General features: G+C 41.9%; 25 protein-coding genes. 14 read left to right on the forward strand and 11 right to left on the reverse strand.

Annotation, left to right across the window (positions count from 1 at the left end; translation table 11 throughout):
- From HC643_RS00005 to HC643_RS00035, 7 genes are all read right to left on the reverse strand, one after another.
- Positions 1 to 298 (reverse strand): hypothetical protein (locus tag HC643_RS00005; protein ID WP_167844581.1); only part of this gene is annotated, 298 nt, incomplete at its 3' end.
- A gap of 85 nt (positions 299 to 383) precedes the next feature.
- Positions 384 to 1,043: a hypothetical protein gene (locus tag HC643_RS00010; RefSeq protein ID WP_038092357.1), complete on the reverse strand. Its 660-nt coding sequence runs from the start codon at positions 1,041 to 1,043 to the stop codon at positions 384 to 386.
- 137 nt (positions 1,044 to 1,180) lie between these two features.
- Positions 1,181 to 1,849 (reverse strand): hypothetical protein, encoded by a 669-nt coding sequence (locus HC643_RS00015; protein WP_038092360.1) that lies wholly within the window; start codon positions 1,847 to 1,849, stop codon positions 1,181 to 1,183.
- A 2-nt stretch (positions 1,850 to 1,851) separates the two neighbouring features.
- Positions 1,852 to 2,079: a hypothetical protein gene (locus HC643_RS00020; protein WP_038092362.1), complete on the reverse strand. Its 228-nt coding sequence runs from the start codon at positions 2,077 to 2,079 to the stop codon at positions 1,852 to 1,854.
- Positions 2,080 to 2,094: 15 nt separating this feature from the next.
- Positions 2,095 to 2,289 (reverse strand): hypothetical protein, encoded by a 195-nt coding sequence (locus tag HC643_RS00025; RefSeq protein WP_038092364.1) that lies wholly within the window; start codon positions 2,287 to 2,289, stop codon positions 2,095 to 2,097.
- Positions 2,286 to 2,534, reverse strand: coding sequence for a hypothetical protein (locus tag HC643_RS00030; RefSeq protein ID WP_050045928.1), 249 nt, complete (start codon positions 2,532 to 2,534; stop codon positions 2,286 to 2,288). The genes HC643_RS00025 and HC643_RS00030 overlap by 4 nt, the downstream gene beginning before the upstream one ends.
- Positions 2,506 to 2,964 carry a hypothetical protein gene (locus HC643_RS00035; protein WP_038092366.1) on the reverse strand — a complete coding sequence of 153 codons (459 nt, stop codon included), beginning with the start codon at positions 2,962 to 2,964 and terminating at the stop codon, positions 2,506 to 2,508. The genes HC643_RS00030 and HC643_RS00035 overlap by 29 nt, the downstream gene beginning before the upstream one ends.
- Before the next feature lie 179 nt (positions 2,965 to 3,143).
- Here HC643_RS00035 and HC643_RS00040 point away from each other — a divergent pair, with 179 nt between their 5' ends.
- On the forward strand, positions 3,144 to 3,389 hold the full coding sequence (locus HC643_RS00040; RefSeq protein WP_038092405.1) for a hypothetical protein: 246 nt from the start codon (positions 3,144 to 3,146) through the stop codon (positions 3,387 to 3,389).
- Positions 3,390 to 4,099: 710 nt separating this feature from the next.
- Here HC643_RS00040 and HC643_RS00045 read toward each other — a convergent pair.
- On the reverse strand, positions 4,100 to 4,321 hold the full coding sequence (locus HC643_RS00045) for a hypothetical protein (RefSeq protein WP_202048567.1): 222 nt from the start codon (positions 4,319 to 4,321) through the stop codon (positions 4,100 to 4,102).
- A 195-nt stretch (positions 4,322 to 4,516) separates the two neighbouring features.
- Between HC643_RS00045 and HC643_RS00050 the strand changes: the two genes are divergently transcribed.
- The 4 genes from HC643_RS00050 (at position 4,517) to HC643_RS00065 (ending at position 8,504) form a co-directional block, all read left to right on the forward strand.
- Entirely contained in the window at positions 4,517 to 4,798 is a 282-nt protein-coding gene (locus tag HC643_RS00050; protein WP_038092369.1) for a hypothetical protein, read from the forward strand.
- Positions 4,799 to 4,906: 108 nt separating this feature from the next.
- Positions 4,907 to 5,506 (forward strand): PEP-CTERM sorting domain-containing protein, encoded by a 600-nt coding sequence (locus tag HC643_RS00055; protein ID WP_050044957.1) that lies wholly within the window; start codon positions 4,907 to 4,909, stop codon positions 5,504 to 5,506.
- A complete protein-coding gene (locus tag HC643_RS00060; RefSeq protein WP_038092379.1) occupies positions 5,506 to 6,570 on the forward strand; it encodes a nucleotide disphospho-sugar-binding domain-containing protein in 1,065 nt (354 codons plus the stop codon). The genes HC643_RS00055 and HC643_RS00060 overlap by 1 nt, the downstream gene beginning before the upstream one ends.
- A 515-nt stretch (positions 6,571 to 7,085) precedes the next feature.
- Positions 7,086 to 8,504, forward strand: a complete 1,419-nt coding sequence (locus tag HC643_RS00065; protein ID WP_038092384.1) for a M23 family metallopeptidase — start codon at positions 7,086 to 7,088, stop codon at positions 8,502 to 8,504.
- A 439-nt stretch (positions 8,505 to 8,943) separates the two neighbouring features.
- Here the strand turns inward: HC643_RS00065 and HC643_RS00070 are convergent, their stop codons facing one another.
- Entirely contained in the window at positions 8,944 to 9,195 is a 252-nt protein-coding gene (locus tag HC643_RS00070) for a hypothetical protein (RefSeq protein WP_137986009.1), read from the reverse strand.
- A gap of 61 nt (positions 9,196 to 9,256) precedes the next feature.
- Here HC643_RS00070 and HC643_RS00075 point away from each other — a divergent pair, with 61 nt between their 5' ends.
- From HC643_RS00075 to HC643_RS00090, 4 genes are all read left to right on the forward strand, one after another.
- Positions 9,257 to 9,508 (forward strand): GNAT family N-acetyltransferase, encoded by a 252-nt coding sequence (locus HC643_RS00075; protein ID WP_050044958.1) that lies wholly within the window; start codon positions 9,257 to 9,259, stop codon positions 9,506 to 9,508.
- A 170-nt stretch (positions 9,509 to 9,678) separates the two neighbouring features.
- Positions 9,679 to 10,149: a GNAT family N-acetyltransferase gene (locus tag HC643_RS00080; protein WP_038092387.1), complete on the forward strand. Its 471-nt coding sequence runs from the start codon at positions 9,679 to 9,681 to the stop codon at positions 10,147 to 10,149.
- A 27-nt stretch (positions 10,150 to 10,176) separates the two neighbouring features.
- Positions 10,177 to 10,335 carry a hypothetical protein gene (locus tag HC643_RS00085; RefSeq protein WP_153021584.1) on the forward strand — a complete coding sequence of 53 codons (159 nt, stop codon included), beginning with the start codon at positions 10,177 to 10,179 and terminating at the stop codon, positions 10,333 to 10,335.
- A gap of 260 nt (positions 10,336 to 10,595) precedes the next feature.
- On the forward strand, positions 10,596 to 11,351 hold the full coding sequence (locus HC643_RS00090) for a phytanoyl-CoA dioxygenase family protein (RefSeq protein ID WP_050044959.1): 756 nt from the start codon (positions 10,596 to 10,598) through the stop codon (positions 11,349 to 11,351).
- Between the two features lie 14 nt (positions 11,352 to 11,365).
- Here HC643_RS00090 and HC643_RS00095 read toward each other — a convergent pair whose 3' ends face one another.
- Positions 11,366 to 11,842 (reverse strand): tellurite resistance TerB family protein, encoded by a 477-nt coding sequence (locus HC643_RS00095; protein ID WP_038092390.1) that lies wholly within the window; start codon positions 11,840 to 11,842, stop codon positions 11,366 to 11,368.
- Positions 11,843 to 12,069: 227 nt separating this feature from the next.
- Here HC643_RS00095 and HC643_RS00100 point away from each other — a divergent pair, with 227 nt between their 5' ends.
- The 5 genes from HC643_RS00100 (at position 12,070) to HC643_RS00120 (ending at position 14,786) form a co-directional block, all read left to right on the forward strand.
- The gene (locus tag HC643_RS00100; protein WP_153021585.1) at positions 12,070 to 12,291 is read left to right on the forward strand and encodes a hypothetical protein; all 222 of its coding nucleotides are present in this window, start codon (positions 12,070 to 12,072) and stop codon (positions 12,289 to 12,291) included.
- Positions 12,292 to 12,361: 70 nt separating this feature from the next.
- A complete protein-coding gene (locus tag HC643_RS00105; protein WP_153021586.1) occupies positions 12,362 to 12,499 on the forward strand; it encodes a hypothetical protein in 138 nt (45 codons plus the stop codon).
- A gap of 75 nt (positions 12,500 to 12,574) precedes the next feature.
- Positions 12,575 to 13,813 (forward strand): RNA-guided endonuclease InsQ/TnpB family protein, encoded by a 1,239-nt coding sequence (locus tag HC643_RS00110; RefSeq protein ID WP_050045131.1) that lies wholly within the window; start codon positions 12,575 to 12,577, stop codon positions 13,811 to 13,813.
- Between the two features lie 39 nt (positions 13,814 to 13,852).
- The gene (locus HC643_RS00115) at positions 13,853 to 14,221 is read left to right on the forward strand and encodes a hypothetical protein (RefSeq protein ID WP_167844582.1); all 369 of its coding nucleotides are present in this window, start codon (positions 13,853 to 13,855) and stop codon (positions 14,219 to 14,221) included.
- A 94-nt stretch (positions 14,222 to 14,315) separates the two neighbouring features.
- Positions 14,316 to 14,786 carry a DUF1643 domain-containing protein gene (locus tag HC643_RS00120; protein WP_038096065.1) on the forward strand — a complete coding sequence of 157 codons (471 nt, stop codon included), beginning with the start codon at positions 14,316 to 14,318 and terminating at the stop codon, positions 14,784 to 14,786.
- 144 nt (positions 14,787 to 14,930) lie between these two features.
- Here the strand turns inward: HC643_RS00120 and HC643_RS00125 are convergent, their stop codons facing one another.
- Complete coding sequence (locus tag HC643_RS00125) at positions 14,931 to 17,645, reverse strand: tetratricopeptide repeat protein (protein WP_167844583.1); 2,715 nt, start codon at positions 17,643 to 17,645, stop codon at positions 14,931 to 14,933.
- Between the last annotated feature and the right edge of the window lie 62 nt (positions 17,646 to 17,707).

A 17,707-nucleotide genomic window follows, 5' to 3' on the forward strand; every position in this document is an offset into this window, starting at 1 on the left:
TGATACCAGTCGCTAAAAAAGCAGTAGGGACAAAGCTGATGGTGAAGCACAGACTTACGGCTGTCCACATAGCAGAAGTTCCACCAAGGACAAGACACCACTTAGCGATCGCAATTCCAGTAGAGTGAAAAGTCCAACCAATGAAAAAGTTCAAGATTTTCTTCCTCAGAAAGAGAGTTTCTTCTCTGCGTTGCTTTTCAAGTTGCAGTGCTTCAACTAAATCCTTGGGTAAGAGGGTGTCGTCTGCGTATGCAATAACGTCCTCGCTACTGTTTTCTGAAAATTCTTCTGGTAACATAGGTTTAAACGTATGCAAGCAAGTCCCCTCAAGAAGAGCCAGCAGTATGACTTGAGGGGATTTTACCTATTTTCTGTTTCCTCAACTAAAATCCTAAAACTACTCTTTTGAGCCTGCCAATTAAATCTCCAAATCCACCCTCACCACCCGGTAAGTAGTTTCGTTGGGGAATGAGATCGGCTCGTTCGGCATCACCGTACTTTAAGTAATGTTCGGCTACCTTTTCTTGGTATCTGAGATCGGCATCCAACTGCTTGAATTCGGGACGGTTGAGTTGTTCGAGCTTTTGAGCATTGCCATCAACCGTCATGAGATTTGTATCGATCCAGGCTTGCAACTTCAAATAATCTACAGCGAGAGAATGACGCAAGCGCTCGATGTCCCGACTGTTAGTAAAATCAATAGCAATTTCTTGGCGCTGGTTTTGATAGCTTTGCTGTGCTAAAACTTGGTCGGTTAAAGCTTTGCCTATATTGAGGGATGAAGATGCAGACTGAGTGACAATGTTGGCGATCGCAACATTCAAATCCTCCGTTCCCTTGATAGTATTCATTGCGGCTTCGCGAACCCTGGGAGCGAGTCTGGAGATTAAAGCGCCTTCGCGTCCCATTTGTCCCAGCAATTTTAGGGATTCGCGGTCATTCTGTATGCACTTAATCAGAAATTCGGTACTGAGTCCGAAGTTCGCATTCATCGCGTTTTGCAATCGCTTGGCTTTTTTAGCCACGTGGTTTTTTAGTTTCATGCCAATCCTGTCTAAATTGTCTGTGATATTCCCGAAGTTCGAGGTTTCTTTGCTGCAAGGACTGCCGATCTATTAAGAGATAGATAAAGTTTCCAGCAACCAGCAACCACAAAAAACCCACAATGACGAGCGCATTCCTACGCTGAATTCTTTGAAATTCTAAGGCAGCTGAGAGCTTGTTTAGCTTGTCTTTTAAATTCTTGCTGCGACACTCCTAAGTCACTAGCAAACTGCTGTAAACCTTCTGATAAATGTTGTGAAACTTCAGTGTTGTTATCGCCTACATGAGAGTAAACACGATTAATCATTGCTGTTACTTTCTGTTTACTCTGTTGCTTTACGTGGTCGGCGTAAGCAATTAACAATGCTTCTGCTTCAGCTATAACGTCTTCTACTGAGGAATCAACCTGGTAGTCGAGTTGGTTTGCGATCGCAACAATATCAGCTTCCGATAACACAATACCCATGGAGGATGCTTTAGAAGAGACAAGATCGCGTGTTTGCCTTTCTGATTGCACAATAGCTCTAGAATCTGTCGTGCTATCTGAGGATGCTTCTTCAGACTCATAAATGACAGGCTCTATAACAGATTCTGGTTCTACTAAAGAGCTTGACTGATACTTGCGAATTAGAGAATCCAAGCAAACATGCTGAACTTCTTCAGTCAGTCGATTGCCACAAGAAGCAATCAGAGCGGAAATTGACTCTTTGATTTGGGAAAGACTAACAGAAATATTCCGCCGCTTCAAAGCACTTTGCAGTCGTTTAGCAAAATTGTTAAATTCCGTACCGTTAAATTCTGCCATAATTAATCCTGATAATAGTCTAAAGTTTTTTGGTCGGGGGTCGCCTCCACTTTGAAACGACCACCTTTTTCAAGATTTTCTTGAAGCCCGTGAGTTCCGCCCCAACCGTAATGCTCAGCTTTGACATAACCGTCAACGTTGGAGACAACAGTTAAACGAGGAAACTCATCAAGATATTTTTCCGTTGTCTTCGTAGTAATTACGTCTCCACGTTTCCGTAATTCAGCCATTCATCCCTCCTTTAATCAATACTGTTCAATATCAAGAATTTCTGTTTTATTGTGGTCAATGCGTTCGCCCGTGTTCCCTAATTCGGTGTAAAGAGAGCGAACATAATTTTTACAAAATTCCTCTGTTGGAACGCAGTCATGATTAACGTAAGGCTTGACTACACCTTCATAGTTCTCGGTTTTAACCAGAGCATGAATGATAAATTTCATTCGCCTTTTTCCTCTCTTAAAGCATCAATAACTTGACGCTGATAGTGAGAATTAGCCTTAATCAGATCGCTAATTAATGATGCTAAATCTTCACACTCTCCTACAAGATCCATGAGTCTTTCAGCAACGGAATTCACCTCGTTGACCAGTTGCTGACCAGCTTCTATGGTCTTATCTAAGGAAGTTTTCTTAATAGATAAAACCGCTTTTTTGTGGTTATAAACGACCATCTGACTTTCGCTCATCTCTCTTGTTGTCTCCGTATAGAAGTGCGTAAAAAATTACATAAAAGACTTGCTCTTTTGAATACCGTCGTGAGGACTTAAATCCAAGCCCAACTCGGTAAAAAGCCCTGTACATTTGCCATTCCTCAATTTGAGGATTGAGTTTTCGTATAGTTTCAAATACCTCCTTACCCAACCATTCGGTCTTGGATCTGCACTTTTGCTGAAACTGTGTCATGGTTGAGAGCACAAATTTGTTTAAGGCATGGCGGGGACAGTGCTTTTTAAAATTGGCGAAAAGTTTCAGGTTCTTAGCATTCAGTGCCAAACCAGTTTCCAGAAATTCTGTTTTATATCGAGACCACTGGAGAAAGCTGATTTGCTTCTCCAAGTACTCCTCAAAGATTTTGCGATAGGAGTCCATACCACTCCTAGTTCTGGTTCCGGGCATACGGCACCTTGCTTTTGCACGCTCCTCTGCACTGTTGCACTCTTAATATAGCACCTTCTAGTAATCCATGTAGAATACTAGAGGAGTTTTTAACTCCAAAAAACCAGTAGAAACCAGTTTCTCCTCAAAGTGAGGTAACCTTCATGGATATCACAAGTAGTCCGCATAGGGCGCAAAATATGAACAATAACCTAGCGCACTATGAAACAATGCCTGAAAGCAACGCACCAGACATGATTAAAATCAACTTCTCAGTTCCCCAGCCACTCTATGAAGAAGCGATCGCACTAGCGGAAGCAGAGGGGTGGCGGCCTGCTGAGTTATTCCGGATCTTTTGGGAGAAAGGCTTTGCCGTCCACGCCGAAGGTAGTAATAAACGCTTAGTTAACAAAAGATTGAGAGGTGGCAACGAACAAGAAAACTGAAGTCTCGAACGCTAATACTTAAGAGATGCTGGGATTAATCGTATACATTAACCCGGCTTTTTTACTATCCGTATTTTTTGACTGTTTCACACTTGAATTTTTTACTGTCTCACACTCCGAAGAAGTGCAAATCGTGTAAATAGAATATACTACAAACATAATCTCGTTGTTTCAGCGGTTGCACTCCACCTTGAAAGAGTGCAAAAAACGCTGCATAAACTAGAATTGGTTGGTATAAAACTTGCATTTATGGGTTGGGAGTGCGATCGCGGTTTTACGCTTTGAGATGATGCAAAAATTGGATTTTTAAAACCAAGAGAAAATGCCATGTAGGAGCTAGTTCGGTTAGGCGATCGCGAAGAGTGCTTGTGTATTCGATTTGACTTAAATACAATTTATGGAATAGTTCCATTTTTAGGCTGATTTAGTGACAAAGAGAATATTAATTCTATCGGCTAATCCACAAGGTTCTATGCAGCTCTGCTTGGATAAAGAGATGCGAGAGATCAAAGAGGGACTCTTGCAGTCAAGGAAGGGCGATCGCTACTTAATCAAGATAGTAGGAGTAAGTTACAGGGATATGGTTCGTGTGGTACTTGATGACTTGTACCTACGCCACTGAACAAATGTGAGTTGTCTGCCCAAAAAAGCCTCAAGCGTTTTTCGATACTCATCAATCGAGTCTAGCTTGACTTTAGGCATAAGTATTTTTACTCTTGTTCCTCCTGCGTCTGATTTTTTCTCAGTTCGGAATTGATCAGCCGACTGTTAGCAGTTTCCGTGTATGCGTTTAACCCCATAAACCACAAAATTCGATAGAATTCTGCCGGTTTCCATCCGTCTGCTTCTGCAATCTCCAAAGCTTGCTTGAGTATTGGCTCGGGAATTGCAAACTCAATCCTTGTCATTTTAGGAGCGTTTGTTTCTGGCATCTGTTCAAGCTTGACAACACTTTCCGTATGCATCCTAACAAATAGTGGCTTCTTATGGGATACTAAACCAAAATTTTTGCTAAAAACATTAAAATTCTTTACAAACCAGTACAGCAGTACGGTGCAAATTCCATAATCTTTGCGTAATACAAAGGTAATCTTGACGTTTTAGCGATCGCACTCTGGGGCTTTGGAGTGCAAAAAGCTCTACTATATGGATATCTAAAAGGTATAAAGCAAGCAGCCTTGGTGTGGCAGGCATTACAGCTTTACAGCACTAACGCAATGCAAAAATTGGGGTCGCGGGACCCCCCAAAAACCGCGTGTATGAGGCTAGCTGCGGAAACGTCGGGGCGGGAGATGGATTGGAACCGGGCGCTCGTCGAGCTTGGGCGTGATGGCATGGTGTTTGTGGTGCGATCTGAAAGTGTGGGAGCGACAAAGCCCGTCATACAATTACCTATCTACAGGCAGTAGACAATCCTTAAAGGATAGACAAACATAAGTTCAAGACAACTCCAGAGAAATCTTAACTGAAACAGTGCAGCTACCCCAGTCTGTGTACACAACTTACAGTGAAGAAAAATGAAGCTGAACCAAAAAATAGCAATTACCACCGCAGGCGTAGCCTTGGGCTTCACTACAATGAAAGCTAACCCAGCATATGCTGTCGTCCGAACTGTTGATTTCACGATCGATGATGTCACTCAAAGTGCTGCTTATGGTGGAGCGCCATTGCTGATAGAGCAACCGCTTTCAGGTTTTTATAGCTTTGATGACGAATCAACACCCATCACAGTACCTCCTGCGTCTCTCAATCTTTCTGTATTTCCTTTAGTGGATTTTAATTTTGACTTTTTGGGACGCCAATTCTCTGTTGAGGATATTAGCGGCTATGGTGGCACGGCTACAGACTTGTTAATTGGCGGTTCTATAGTGGAGGGTAATAATGTAGAAACAAATTTTTCCATTTTTTCTATTTCCAGACCGGGTTTTGCTGAACCGCGTTTTAATGGCACTGCTATTCGGGGTCCTTTTGTATACTTTATAGAAGGCAGACCGCAGCTTTCTTTACGGACTCAAAGAGTTCCCGAACCAGCAACTGTTGGTAGTCTGGCTCTGTTAGGGCTCTGCAGTCTTCTTTTGAAGAAAAAAGTGGCATCCGAGTGCAGTCAAAAGGATTGATGAAAGTTTTATTTGGATGGGAATTGGGAGGCGGACAGGGGCATATTCATCGCTTAGCGGCGTTGGCTCGGATACTGGAACCATTAGGAATTGAACCAGTTTTTGCCTTAAAATCTTACAAAATCAAAGGTATCGGTTTCCCATGGGAGATTGTCTTTGCCCCGAGCCTGCCTTTTTCTGGAAGGTCGGAATCTTACACATTTGCAGATATTTTAGAAACCTTTGGCTTTGGTAACCCTCATTTGTTACGATCGCATTTGTTGGCATGGCAGTCGGTGATTTCACAGATCAAACCAAGTTTGGCGATCGCCGATTATGCCCCTGGGTTGGTGTTAGCAGCTAGGGGTGTGATACCTACAGTTGTTGTAGGAGATAGTTTTGCAGTACCACCAAGAGTTGAAGTTTTTCCACCTTTAAGATTACCCGTACCACACCAAACTCAAAACCGTGCAGAACAAGTTAGCAATACGATTCGTGAAGTGGTGAAATCGGATGCATTTTTGGGGGAGATTTTTTGTGGAGATGCTAATTTTATCTTTGGTATTCCCGAATTAGACCCTTATGGATATTTACGAACCGAGCGCGATCGCTATCTGAGCATACACGTTACACCTATCCCAAGAAATTTGCACAAACCTGAAGGTCCTGCTTGGGCTTATTTATACGATGACTATCCTTACCGAAATCTAGTACTGCAAACCCTGAAACCTGAATGTGAGTTTAAATCTTTAACAGAAGTTTTGTCCGGAAAGTCAATGGCAATTCATCATGGGAGCTCGACGACCGCTATTGCTTGTTTGCTTGCAGGTATTCCTCAATTGGTCTTTCCTCAAAGTCTAGAACATCGCCTGAATGCGATCGCACTTTCTGGGTTAGGGGTAGCGAAAATGGTTTCTACTCCTACATGGGAGAATTTGCTCGTAGCACAAGCTGAGACTTATGCACTGACTCCTAATGCTTTGCTTTTGGCCCAAAGGCTTGCTCATTGGAACCAAAACTTCGTGTCTGTTTTTGTGAAAACCTGTCTTGATTTTTTGGCAGGAGCGTCCGCCATAGATGCGTAGCGCTCACCTCGCTAACGTCAAATATTTAAAACCGGGAGAAAATGCCATACGGGCGCTAGTGCGGTAGGGCGATCGCATGGTACTTTACCGCCGCTTAATTCTCGAACTACCGAAACCGCGAGAAATTGAACTCAACGCCCAAGTCATGTCCAGTATCAATAAACAGCTGCCATCTACCTCGAGCAAGGCTGACGAATTCAATATCTTGCACTGGTTTGGAGAAAAAAAGCTGAGAACGCTTATCTGCAAATCGCTTTTACTTTTATTCAGCCAGCCCTATGTACTAACAATATTATCAGGTAAAAACCTGAACTAAAGGCTAGGGACAAATTCAAGGTTTGAATGGTAGGTTGTATGTTGTAAAACAGGCGCTTCTCAAGTCTTCATAGTTAATTTTTTGATAGCTGTAACTTATTATACTTTTAATCTAAGCATTTCCGATTGGGATTTAGTGCAAGCTGTTTATGAATTCCCCATATAGCTTCAGTTGAATACTGTTTACTCAAGAAACTACAATGCGTACACTCAAATGGATTTTGATTGTGATGGTAATAATCGTAGGAATCTTTACTATTCCTACCAAAATAGCGGTAGCCCAATCATCCAATGCTCAGCCTACTTGGTCCAGATTTATTTGGCCGCTTTGTGGACGAATTAAAGAAGAGTTTGCCAAGACTCCAACCACTGATGATGATATTGATAAGAATGGTACAATAGCGTGTGATGTCGCTCGTATTGAGCAACAAGGTAAAACCGATTTTCCCATTTATTACGGCTTCGGCTATCGAAACTTTCGAGACTCTACTCGTGCTATCTCCTTCCATCGAGGACTAGATTTAGCTACCCCCGGAAACACACATAATAAGGATAACGATAATCCAGTTTTTGCTACAGCAAGTGGTTTTGTTAAATCCGTTACCTGTGACAAAACGGGTCAGACAAATGCAGATTTAGATAATAAGCCTCAAGAATGTATAAGCGCTCGCGACCAAAAAGTTGTATTGTTGCATCCTGCTAATGGAGCTTCACAATGCTCAACCACAAATCCATGCCTAATCTCCGTTTACGATCATGTTTACGTTACCGTTTCTGGTCAAGATCCTCTTGTTAAGCCTGGGGAGACCGTAGTTAAAGGTCAACATATCGCTTGGACAGGAACGAGCCGCGAAGACAATTTCGATCACATTCACTTTGAAATTCGAGATCCCTATGAGCGAGCAAAACAGGCAAACGTAACGACTTCAGGTGGAAGTTCTTTCGCTAAAGATGCCCGCAACCCCATGTTTTACTTGCCTTATCTAGTCTTAAATAACCCTGAACCACTCAATATTGAAATCACTGAAACGCCAGTAGTCTCCAATCCTGGTGTAGATGTTTGGGTCAATCTCACTGCAAATCCAAACTACAACTTCAACTTAAAATCCATCCAAGTTAAGTCTACCTATGAAGACAGCAATGGGACACATCAGCGGGCGTTTGTGCCTACCTTAAGAACTTCTGGTACCAACGTCAAAGAGTACATAGTTAACAATAGCCTTTTTGATATAGATGAGTGGAGCGTTCAACATACACCATTCCCGTCTGGTTCCACCCTATGGGATAAAGAGAAAACTGAGAATCCATACTTCAAGAATACAAATTCTACCGAACCGGATCAATTCTTAGAGAAAAATGCAAGCACGACTACTCTTCAAGATGGTCATCGTTACGCAGATTTCGACTTCAAGCTCATTACTGTAGGAGAACGCCGCGATAATACTATAGGGAATGAATGGTACACACTAAAAGTAGGCTTCACCGGTATTGAAGATGCTCCTGCAGGCACAACACGTTGTTACGAAGTAGAGGTTGTTACGGCTTATCCCAATCCCATAACTAGTAGTCAATTTAGAAGGCTTAACCAAACTAAAACTGTAACACAGTGCTTCACCTAGTAACAAAACTCATGGCATCACCTCGAATGAGAGTGATGCCTTTACTATGATACCCAACATCAGCAATTACAAGAACTTCAACATGGTAAGCGATACGACCTACCCGTATCCTTCTTGCAATTGGCTTATCGCATTCTAGTTGGAATCCGAAAACTGAGTTGCAGCTTTTTCATCAAACTGAAAAATGACCCCGTTAAACATACCTTGTTTTTTGATATGACCGTAGCGTAGAGACAGTTCCATCTCTGGGGCTAAAACACGTTAAATCCAAGTATGGAAAGGGTTTGAGACAAAAGTTTGTATTTAATTAAGAGCTGGGATATTTAAGAGTTGGGTAGGAGAAAACTCCGACTCTACTAGGAGTTAACTCTTATGTTGTCAGATGGTAACGTTATTTAAAATAATAATTTAATTGTTAATTTCCTACATTTTGGCTCAGTTAAGTGAGAACTGAGTCGGAGTTGGGTAGAAGTGGGGTAGGAGTTGGGTAGGACATAACTCTCATCAGTAGAGCAATGTAGTGATAATCACAAATAGCTTGCCGAGAGCCTCTTGGTCGTTTGGTGTTGCGATCGAATTGTCTTTTGTAAGAGTAACAAGCACCCATCGGGGTACTATCACTCGCATTTCTCCATTGTGTAGCATTAAACCAGGCAGTATCGGGGTTTATCCGACCGGGTGCGAAATGCACTTCAAAAATTCAGTCATCGAATCAACGTAAAAGACCCAATGGAAGTGGAAGGGGTTGTGTCATGGAATTTTTTGCTCAAACATTGTCAGCCGATCCGGGATTGGTGGGGTGGTGGGGATGGGATTTGGTGTTGAATGAAATTGATACTGAGCGGGTATTGATTGGTTGTGCTGGTTTTAATGGTTACCCCGATACGAAAGGCAATCTTTTACTGGGGTACTGCGTGTTGGACGATTACCAAGGCAAAGGTTATGCGACGGAGGCGGTTGGGGGATTACTGAGTTGGGCGTTTGAACAACCGCAAGTAGTGTGATAGCAGACACTTTTCCAAATCATACTGCATCAATTCGAGTGATGAAGAAAAATCACATGGTGTTGTTAGGTGCTGGTGGTGAGGAAGGAACGGTGAGGTATGGGATTGTGCGTTAACTGGTATGCGATCGCCCTAGGTTTACAATTAGATTAAAACTCCGTCTGGCAAAAATGAGTATTGACTTTAGAACCTGTACTGAGAGTGATTTTGACATAGTACAAAAGTATGTACTTTCTCTTTATCAAGAAGACCTGCTAGGGATGAAAATGAACTCTGAAAAAATTCAGAAAACTTTCCGAGAATTCACTCACAAACCCGACAAGGGACGCATTATAGTTTTCGATCGAGACAACACAGTTGTGGGCTATGCGATCGTTGTCTTTTTTTGGAGTAATGAGTATGGGGGCGATTTCGTTGAGGTAGATGAGCTTTTTGTGCAGAAAGGTTATCGAGGTAATGGTATTGGTACTGCTTTCTTTCAATGGCTAGAAAAAACATGGGGTACTTCATCAGTAGCTCTTTCACTTCAAACAACTCCATCCAATGAACGCACACTCGCTTTTTATGAACGTATGGGTTTCCGGGCTTCCCCAAACCACCATCTTATGAAGTTGTTATCACCGGAAGTGACGGAATTCTAAGTAGCAAAGATAATAAATTACACTTATATGCGGGGCTCGGAACGCGATCGCTCCATTGGTAACAGTGTGGGTCAATTGAGTTTGGTGGAGCGGTGTACGGGGAACGCAGAATATATTAGACAGCTCAAGCTGCCCAGAGTGCGGGGCGGGAGTGGATACAAAGAGGGAGTTGAAAGCCGCCGATAAGCTTTGCTTAACAGATCGAGCCGTATCGCGACAGAAAAGCCACAAGTTATCAAAACTAATGCCAAATCTATCATCTTTGACTGACACAATTTCTTCTAAACAAAGAATTTTCGGGTCTTTAATTGTAAGACTTTGAGTGCTTGGTTTACTGAAGGTAGAGTTGGAGGTACGGGCGGCGGCAATAGTTATAGTGCTACATACCAAATCATTGGTGATATATTGCTCTTGAATCAAGAGAACTTCGTGTCCTGGTATAACGTATGTCCATAGAATTAACTGGCGTTCAACGAAAGCAACTGAATGAAGAAGGGTATTTAGTATTAAGGAATTTGCTTTCTAGAACTGAGGTAGAGGAGCTTAATTTACATCTTAATGCCTTATGGAAGCAAGAAGGTGAAAAGGCAGGAAGTGAAAATATCAATAATGCTGAAAACAACGTGCGCCGCTTGGCAAACCTTGTTAACAAAGGCGATATTTTTCGTCCTATTTTTAGCCATTCCCTAGTTTTAGAAGCTGTCAAGCTTGTGCTGGGTTCTAATGTAAACTTGGCTATGTTAAATGCACGTGATGTTTTACCTCACTCAACAAACCACCGGCAAAACTTTCACTGTGACAATGACCCCGAACAAAATGGTGGAGTTCCCGATCGACGCGGTTATTTAACTTGTACTGCTATCTGGATGCTCAATGAATTTACCGCTGATAATGGTGCAACACGAGTCGTAAGTGGGACTCATCGTTCGGGTAAACTTCCAAAGCAGCTTTTGCACGATCCATCAGCACCCCACCCAGAAGAAGTCATCGTAACTGGTAATGCAGGAGATGTCTGCATTGTCAATGGAAATTGTTGGCATTGTGGAGGTGCTAATCGAAGTTATGCTAACCGTTGTGCCCTGTTAGCACACTATATACGCGCAGACCTTCCACGTGCAAAACACCGTCAACAATATCTAGCGCCAGAAGTGAAACAGAGAATGTCGCTCCAAGAATTGCAACTTTTAGGAATCGAGAAGTAGATTAAATTTCTTCATTAATAAGGTTTTTTATCAGGAAACAGGAGATTCATTCGCTTTTCAAAAAGCTTTCTCTCCTCATGGTATAAATCTTCTATTTGCTCAACAATCTCTTGAGAAATTCCTAGAGTTTCTGCTATCAACTTGACCTTTGACCTTTCAGAATCGTCAAAATCTTTATCAGCACAACAAGCTGCGATCGCATCGTAAACTAAGCATCTTTTTCCGGCTTCTACAGTGGAAGCAAGCTCTTCAAGATTATCGTTACCTTCGTAGGTTTTCAAAAGTTCGATTAAATTTGCGTCTCCTCCAGTTGTCGCCACGTAACCAATAATCCACTCTCTTTCAGCTTGGGACAGTGTTCCATTGCCTTTAGCACAAATAGCAAGTGCTTTGCTATAAGCTGCGATTTCTTCAGTCGGTGGAACAGTGTTGAAACCCCACCTTTCTTTATATATCCATGAATAGACTATTTTTTTAAGATCTGAATCCATTTTTTTCACTTATATAATTTCTTTCACTATTTTACAGCACTGTTAATATTTCTTCGGGAGCAGCGAGTTCTATTATATGGGCGATAAGCCAACTGCTGCTCGGGAGTACAGATCTATCGCTCCGGTCAGTGCATTTTCGATATGATGATATTGAATTCAGCAAGCGTAGATTCTTTCGTAGTTCGGTGTGATAAGTGCTTGTTATTGGAACTTTTAGGGTGAATGCAATGGAAGATGGGTCTTTTTTGTTATGGTTTTCCATTTTTCTGTCTCAGTTCTTTTTGTGGTCCACAATTTTTACGTCTCAACAACAGCAACAGCTACTACAGCAGCAGCAAGCGGACTTACTGCTACAACAGCAGCAAGAGGAACAACGGCGACAACAACAGCAAGCAGACCTACTGCTACAACAGCAGCAAACAAATCTACTGTTACAACAACAGCAATAGCAGCTATTTGTTTGAAGTAAGGGAGGTGTCAAGTTTGCTACAATTCCCCTATTGAATAGCAACAAAAACTATGTCAGGTAAAGGATTTGGGCAACGCCAACCAACCAAAACCGATAAATTAGTCGATCGCGCTGTGCGTTACTGTCAAAAGCGAGAGCCAGAAGGGCTCGACCAAATTTTTGACAATTTACCAAAAAACTGGGTTTAAAGCCCCGTCCTTCAAGGACGGCTTTACATTATTTTATCTAGCAATATAGCAGATAAAATATGTTATAATCAGGACATGATAGTAAGAGAAGCCAAGCTAAAAAACGGAACCAAAGAGCAATACTTAGCCCTTGATGAGGCTATCAGAACAACGCAGTTTATTAGAAATAAAGCTGTACGGTTTTGGATGGACAATAAAGGAGTTAGTAAAGCTATTTTGTACAACTTATGCAAAGATTTGGCAGCAGAGTTTCCTTTCGCAAAGAAGTTAAACTCTGCTGCTAGACAAGCTAGTGCTGAACGGGCTTGGGCTGCTATCTCTACGTTTTATTCACGATGCAAAAAAGGTTCGGGGAAGAAAGGCTATCCAAAATTCAAAAAACATTGCCGCTCGGTAGAGTACAAAGTTTCGGGATGGAAGTTATCAAGTGATTGTAAATCAATCACCTTCACTGACGGCTTTGAGGCTGGAACTTTTTCTATATTTTGCAACAATGAAACTCAAGAAGACTTGCACAGATTAAAGATTAATCGGGTGCGAGTAATTAGAAAAGCAGACGGTTATTATGCTCAGTTTTGCTTTGATGCTGACCGCAAGGAAACAGGAAAATATACGGGTAACGTTGTTGGGTTAGATTTGGGGTTAAAGTTTTTCACCAAAGATCAACACGATAATGCCGTGATATATCCACAATTCTTGCGTTCGTCAGAAAAGCGATTAAAGAAAGCCCAACGCCGTCTGAGTAAGAAATTCGTCAAGGGTGCTAAACCCCAATCAAAAAACTATCACAGACAAAGGAAAAGACTGGGTAAAATCCATCTAAAAATTCAGAGGCAGCGTCAAGACTGGGCAATTAAGCAAGCTCGGTGCGTAGTCCACTCTAACGATGTGGTTGTCTATGAAGATTTAAAGATTGCCAATATGGTAAAAAATCATCAATTGGCTAAGTCCATTTCTGATGCTGGTTGGTATCAATTCACTCAATGGCTAGACTATTATGGCAAGATTTGGGACAAAGCAGTTGTGGCGGTGTCACCTAACTACACATCACAAGATTGTTCTAATTGCGGTCATAGAGTGAAAAAATCTCTCAGTACCAGAACGCATTCCTGTCCTAAGTGCAAAATTGAACTATGCCGAGATACCAATGCGGCTCTGAACATTTTGCAAAAAGGAATGAAGATACTCGGTACTGAGTGGCAACTAAACGGTACTTCTGGGCAAGAAGAATCCGCCTCTTGCGAGGGAAAGCATGGGGAGAAGACCGCCTCTACTATTGAAGGGAAACTCGATATAGCAAGTGGACTTCTGTGAACCATGAACTAGAATCACCGTGGCTTCAGCCCGGTGAGTATGTCAACCGTGCAGCTTAACAAACAAGTACTCTACGCTACGGTTGCAGCGCTAGAACAAGATATCGATTCGGTCAGTTGGCTGTGTGGTTACTTGGCATCTGAAATTAATGATGTTTCAGACAATGACAAATCTCACAAACCCATCTCTTTGCTATCCAAACTTCTTTTAAAATCTGGGATGGTGCTTTTTGAAGATTTCATGCCCTACACTGGGTGTCGAATTTCTATTATTAATCAGGAAAAGTTTGAGTCGCTGCCTCCTACGGTCCGAGCAGCGGTAGAAAAATCATTTGAGGTGATGGAAACCAGTTCGGAAGAAGTGCAAAAGATGAGTGAAGCACTGTTACGGGAAATGGAAGTGGGGTAAATGCGGTACTTTGTGTTGCTTGGGTTGAAAGCGATACGGCAAGCCATTATGCCTCCAACTTATTGCAACTCGTACAAAACCCTTAAGTAGTCGCATGAAAAAATCCGCCACAATTGAAGGAAATTACCGCTATCTACTGAGGCGTGAATGGGATGACAATGCAGGACAAACGACTTTTGTGATGCTTAATCCAAGCACTGCAGATGCTTCTCAAGACGATCGCACGCTCTGTAGGTGTATTCATTTTGCTCGGTTCTGGGGTTATGGTTCTGTTGAAGTAGTCAATCTCTTTGCTTACCGTGCGACAAAACCCCGCGATTTATTTCAGGTAACTGACCCTGTGGGTTCAAAAAATAACTCTTACCTTCAAGCGGCAACGGAGCGTGCTGCATTAGTTATTGTTGCCTGGGGCATACATGGTAGTTTTCTCAATCGAGACCGGGTAGTCCTTTCTTTAATTTCTGCTTGCCAATCTCTCTACTGCTTGGGTCAAACAAAAGCTGGGCATCCGCGCCATCCACTTTATATAAAAAATAGTGTGTATCCCATGCAATTGTTGTTATGACTAAAATGTCTAGGACTTATAGTTTTTCTCACCTTGGATTTTTGAGCGACTGCACTCTACTACGTATTCAAGTAACATTTACTACTACACGTAGTTTAAAATGGGAACGCTTAAAATCGTAACATCTACAAGTTATCTATTGCATCAATGCTGCCTTCTGAATCGAGCGCTTACCACTCGCCATGATATTAATGCGACAAACCAAATGACAGCAAAAGGGAAGGCGACCAACCCTAAAAGGAAATATAAAGCTAAGTGCCATTGACTGCGTTGAGAAAACTTGATAGATAATTTCATCCATTGTGGTAACATCCAATCATCTAAAGGAACTTCTAGTTCTATCAGAATCTGGTGTGCTTGGGAGCCAGCAGCAAATCCTTCTGTAACTTTACCAGTCTGATGATAGATCTGAGCTAGAGCTTGTAAGGAAGAGGCTTCAGCACGGCGATCGCCAATCTCTTTTCTGATAGCCAGTGACTGCTGATAGTAATTAATTGCTTGTTGGTGTTGCTTCAAACAATTGTAAGCATTACCCAAATAACTAAGCGAAGAAGCTTCAAGAGAGCGATTCCCAATTTCTCTTACAATTGCTAACGACCGCCGACAGTAATAAATTGCTTTTTGGTACTTCCCCAAGGAATGGTAAACATTACCCAAATTCTGGAGAGAAGAAGCTTCCCCAACACGATCTCCTATCTGTTTTCTAATTATCAGAGATCGCCGATAGTAACGAATTGCTGTTTGATACTGTCCAAAAAAAGCATAAGGATTACCCAAATCGTTAAGAGAATTAGCTTCTCCAGTACGATCCCCTATCTCTCGAAAAATAGCTAAAGATTGCCGAAAGTAACGAATCGCTTTTCTAGGTAACCCCAAGAAATAATAAGCATTGCCCAAACTGCCGAGAGAATTAGCCTGTCCAACAAGATCCCCTATTTCTCGTTTAATATTCAGTGACTGCTGATAGTAATTAATGGCGTGTTTGTATTCTTTCAAAGAAGCGTAAACATTGCCAAAACCAAGCAGAGAAGAAGCTTCCCCAGCACAATCACCTATTTCTCTTCTAATATCTAGCGACTGCTGATAGCAATCAATCGCCTGTTGATACTGCGATAAGGAAAAATAAGATTTGCCCAAACCATCTAGAGCCACAGCTTCATCATGACGAGAATAAATTTCTTGAGATTGTCGAAAAGTTTGCAGTGAATATTTGTAAAACTCAATTGCTTGTTGGATTTGTCCTAAAATATTGTAAGTATGAGCTAGCTGTGTTAAATTACACGCTTCACCATAAGGATTTGCAAGCTCTTGAAACATTTCCAGCGATTGCTGATGATTATTTATCGCCAACTTATGTTGACCTAAACAACAATAAGCATGACCCAAATTAGCCAAGGCCCATGCCTTTTTAGATTTATCTTCTTGTGTATCTGGCTGCCATTCCGGTACAATTTGTTGGTATAGCTCAACTAAAACCGAACTAAAACCACTTAGTGCTAATGGTTTGTAGCAAATATCTATGATATCGTTGGCTAATTCATACTGCTTGAGTTTACAGTAGTGATAAATGATTTCCTGCAAGAGGATTTCACTACTAGATTGATAGTACTTAATGGCTCTTTCATGTGCTTCAGTTAAATCACCTGCCTTTTGTTTAACATAAGTCAAAATGAATGGGTGACACTGAAAAATTCGTTCGCCATTTCCGTCGCTTTCCTCTTGTAATAGCGATCGCCTAGCTAATATTTGTAAATCCTGCTCCGATACTTTCTCATCTGGTAGTTGAGCAATAGCAGCAGTAATATTGAAGGGTAGGCGATACACACTCAAATTTAGCAGCAACTCTCGTAATTTACCACTGAGGCGGTTAAAGGTGGCATCTAATATCTGACGCATCCAAATATCAACTTTGTGACGGTGTAAACCTTCCAACTGCTCATCTATCAAAAACTGACTTACGTTAGCTAAACCATACTTGTGCAAGTGAGTAATGTGTGGATGTAACTCTTCCTTATCGCGCAAAAAACTGGTCACTAATGTTAGCAATAATGGATGCCCTTCTGCCCTTTTGGCAAAATCCTGTAATTCTGCCTCAGTACCCAAAATTCCTAAAACCCTTAATAGGGTTGCACCCTCTTTTGGTTGTAATCCTGAAAGGGGTAGCCATTGCGACTTTATTTCTGGTAAATTTGGGCGTTCTCGTGAAGTTAGCAGAATTTTGCTTTTACTCCCGCATCCTAACCAACCTTGGAAAAACTGCTCGTAAAACATATCTAGAGATTGTCCATCCTTTTGCAGCAGACTTTCCAGGTTATCAATAACAAGTAAATACCGTCCATCCCGCAAATGGTTCACCAAAGTATCCACCAAACACACTTCTGGAATTGCCTTAACAGATGTGTATGCTATTCCTAATCGCAGCAAAACTCGTCGCGCCAACTCAGTAAAAGTTACTTCACGGTTGATATCTACCCAGAATTTCTTATCAAATTCAATGCTCTCATCTTCATAAATTTTCGATGCTAACGTTGATTTGCCTGAACCACCTAAACCCGTGATGCCAATCAGTCTAACACTATTATCTGCCATCCATCGGCGGATCTGCTCAACTTCTTCTATGCGCCCTTGCCAACAGTCCAAGCTGGGACGCATTTCATCAAGGTTAGGTATGATTTGCAGCGATTGCAAATCTTCTGCTGGGTTCCCGACTGATGCTAGTTGCTTCCCTAAAAAAACATTCCAGACATCACCGCCTATACGCTCGGCATTAACCGTGTCAGCATTAATAAACCCGCCACCAAATTGGGCGTTGCGTAAGTCATTATTCGAGACTTTTTTGGGGTCTTCGGACTCTGGCATGGGTTAACTTGGGCGTTCTGGGTTATCTGTATTATAAATGTCACCACATAGTAGATGGCTGT

It is taken from the genome of Tolypothrix bouteillei VB521301, from assembly GCF_000760695.4.
GTDB classification, from domain to species: Bacteria; Cyanobacteriota; Cyanobacteriia; order Cyanobacteriales; family Nostocaceae; genus Scytonema; species Scytonema bouteillei_A.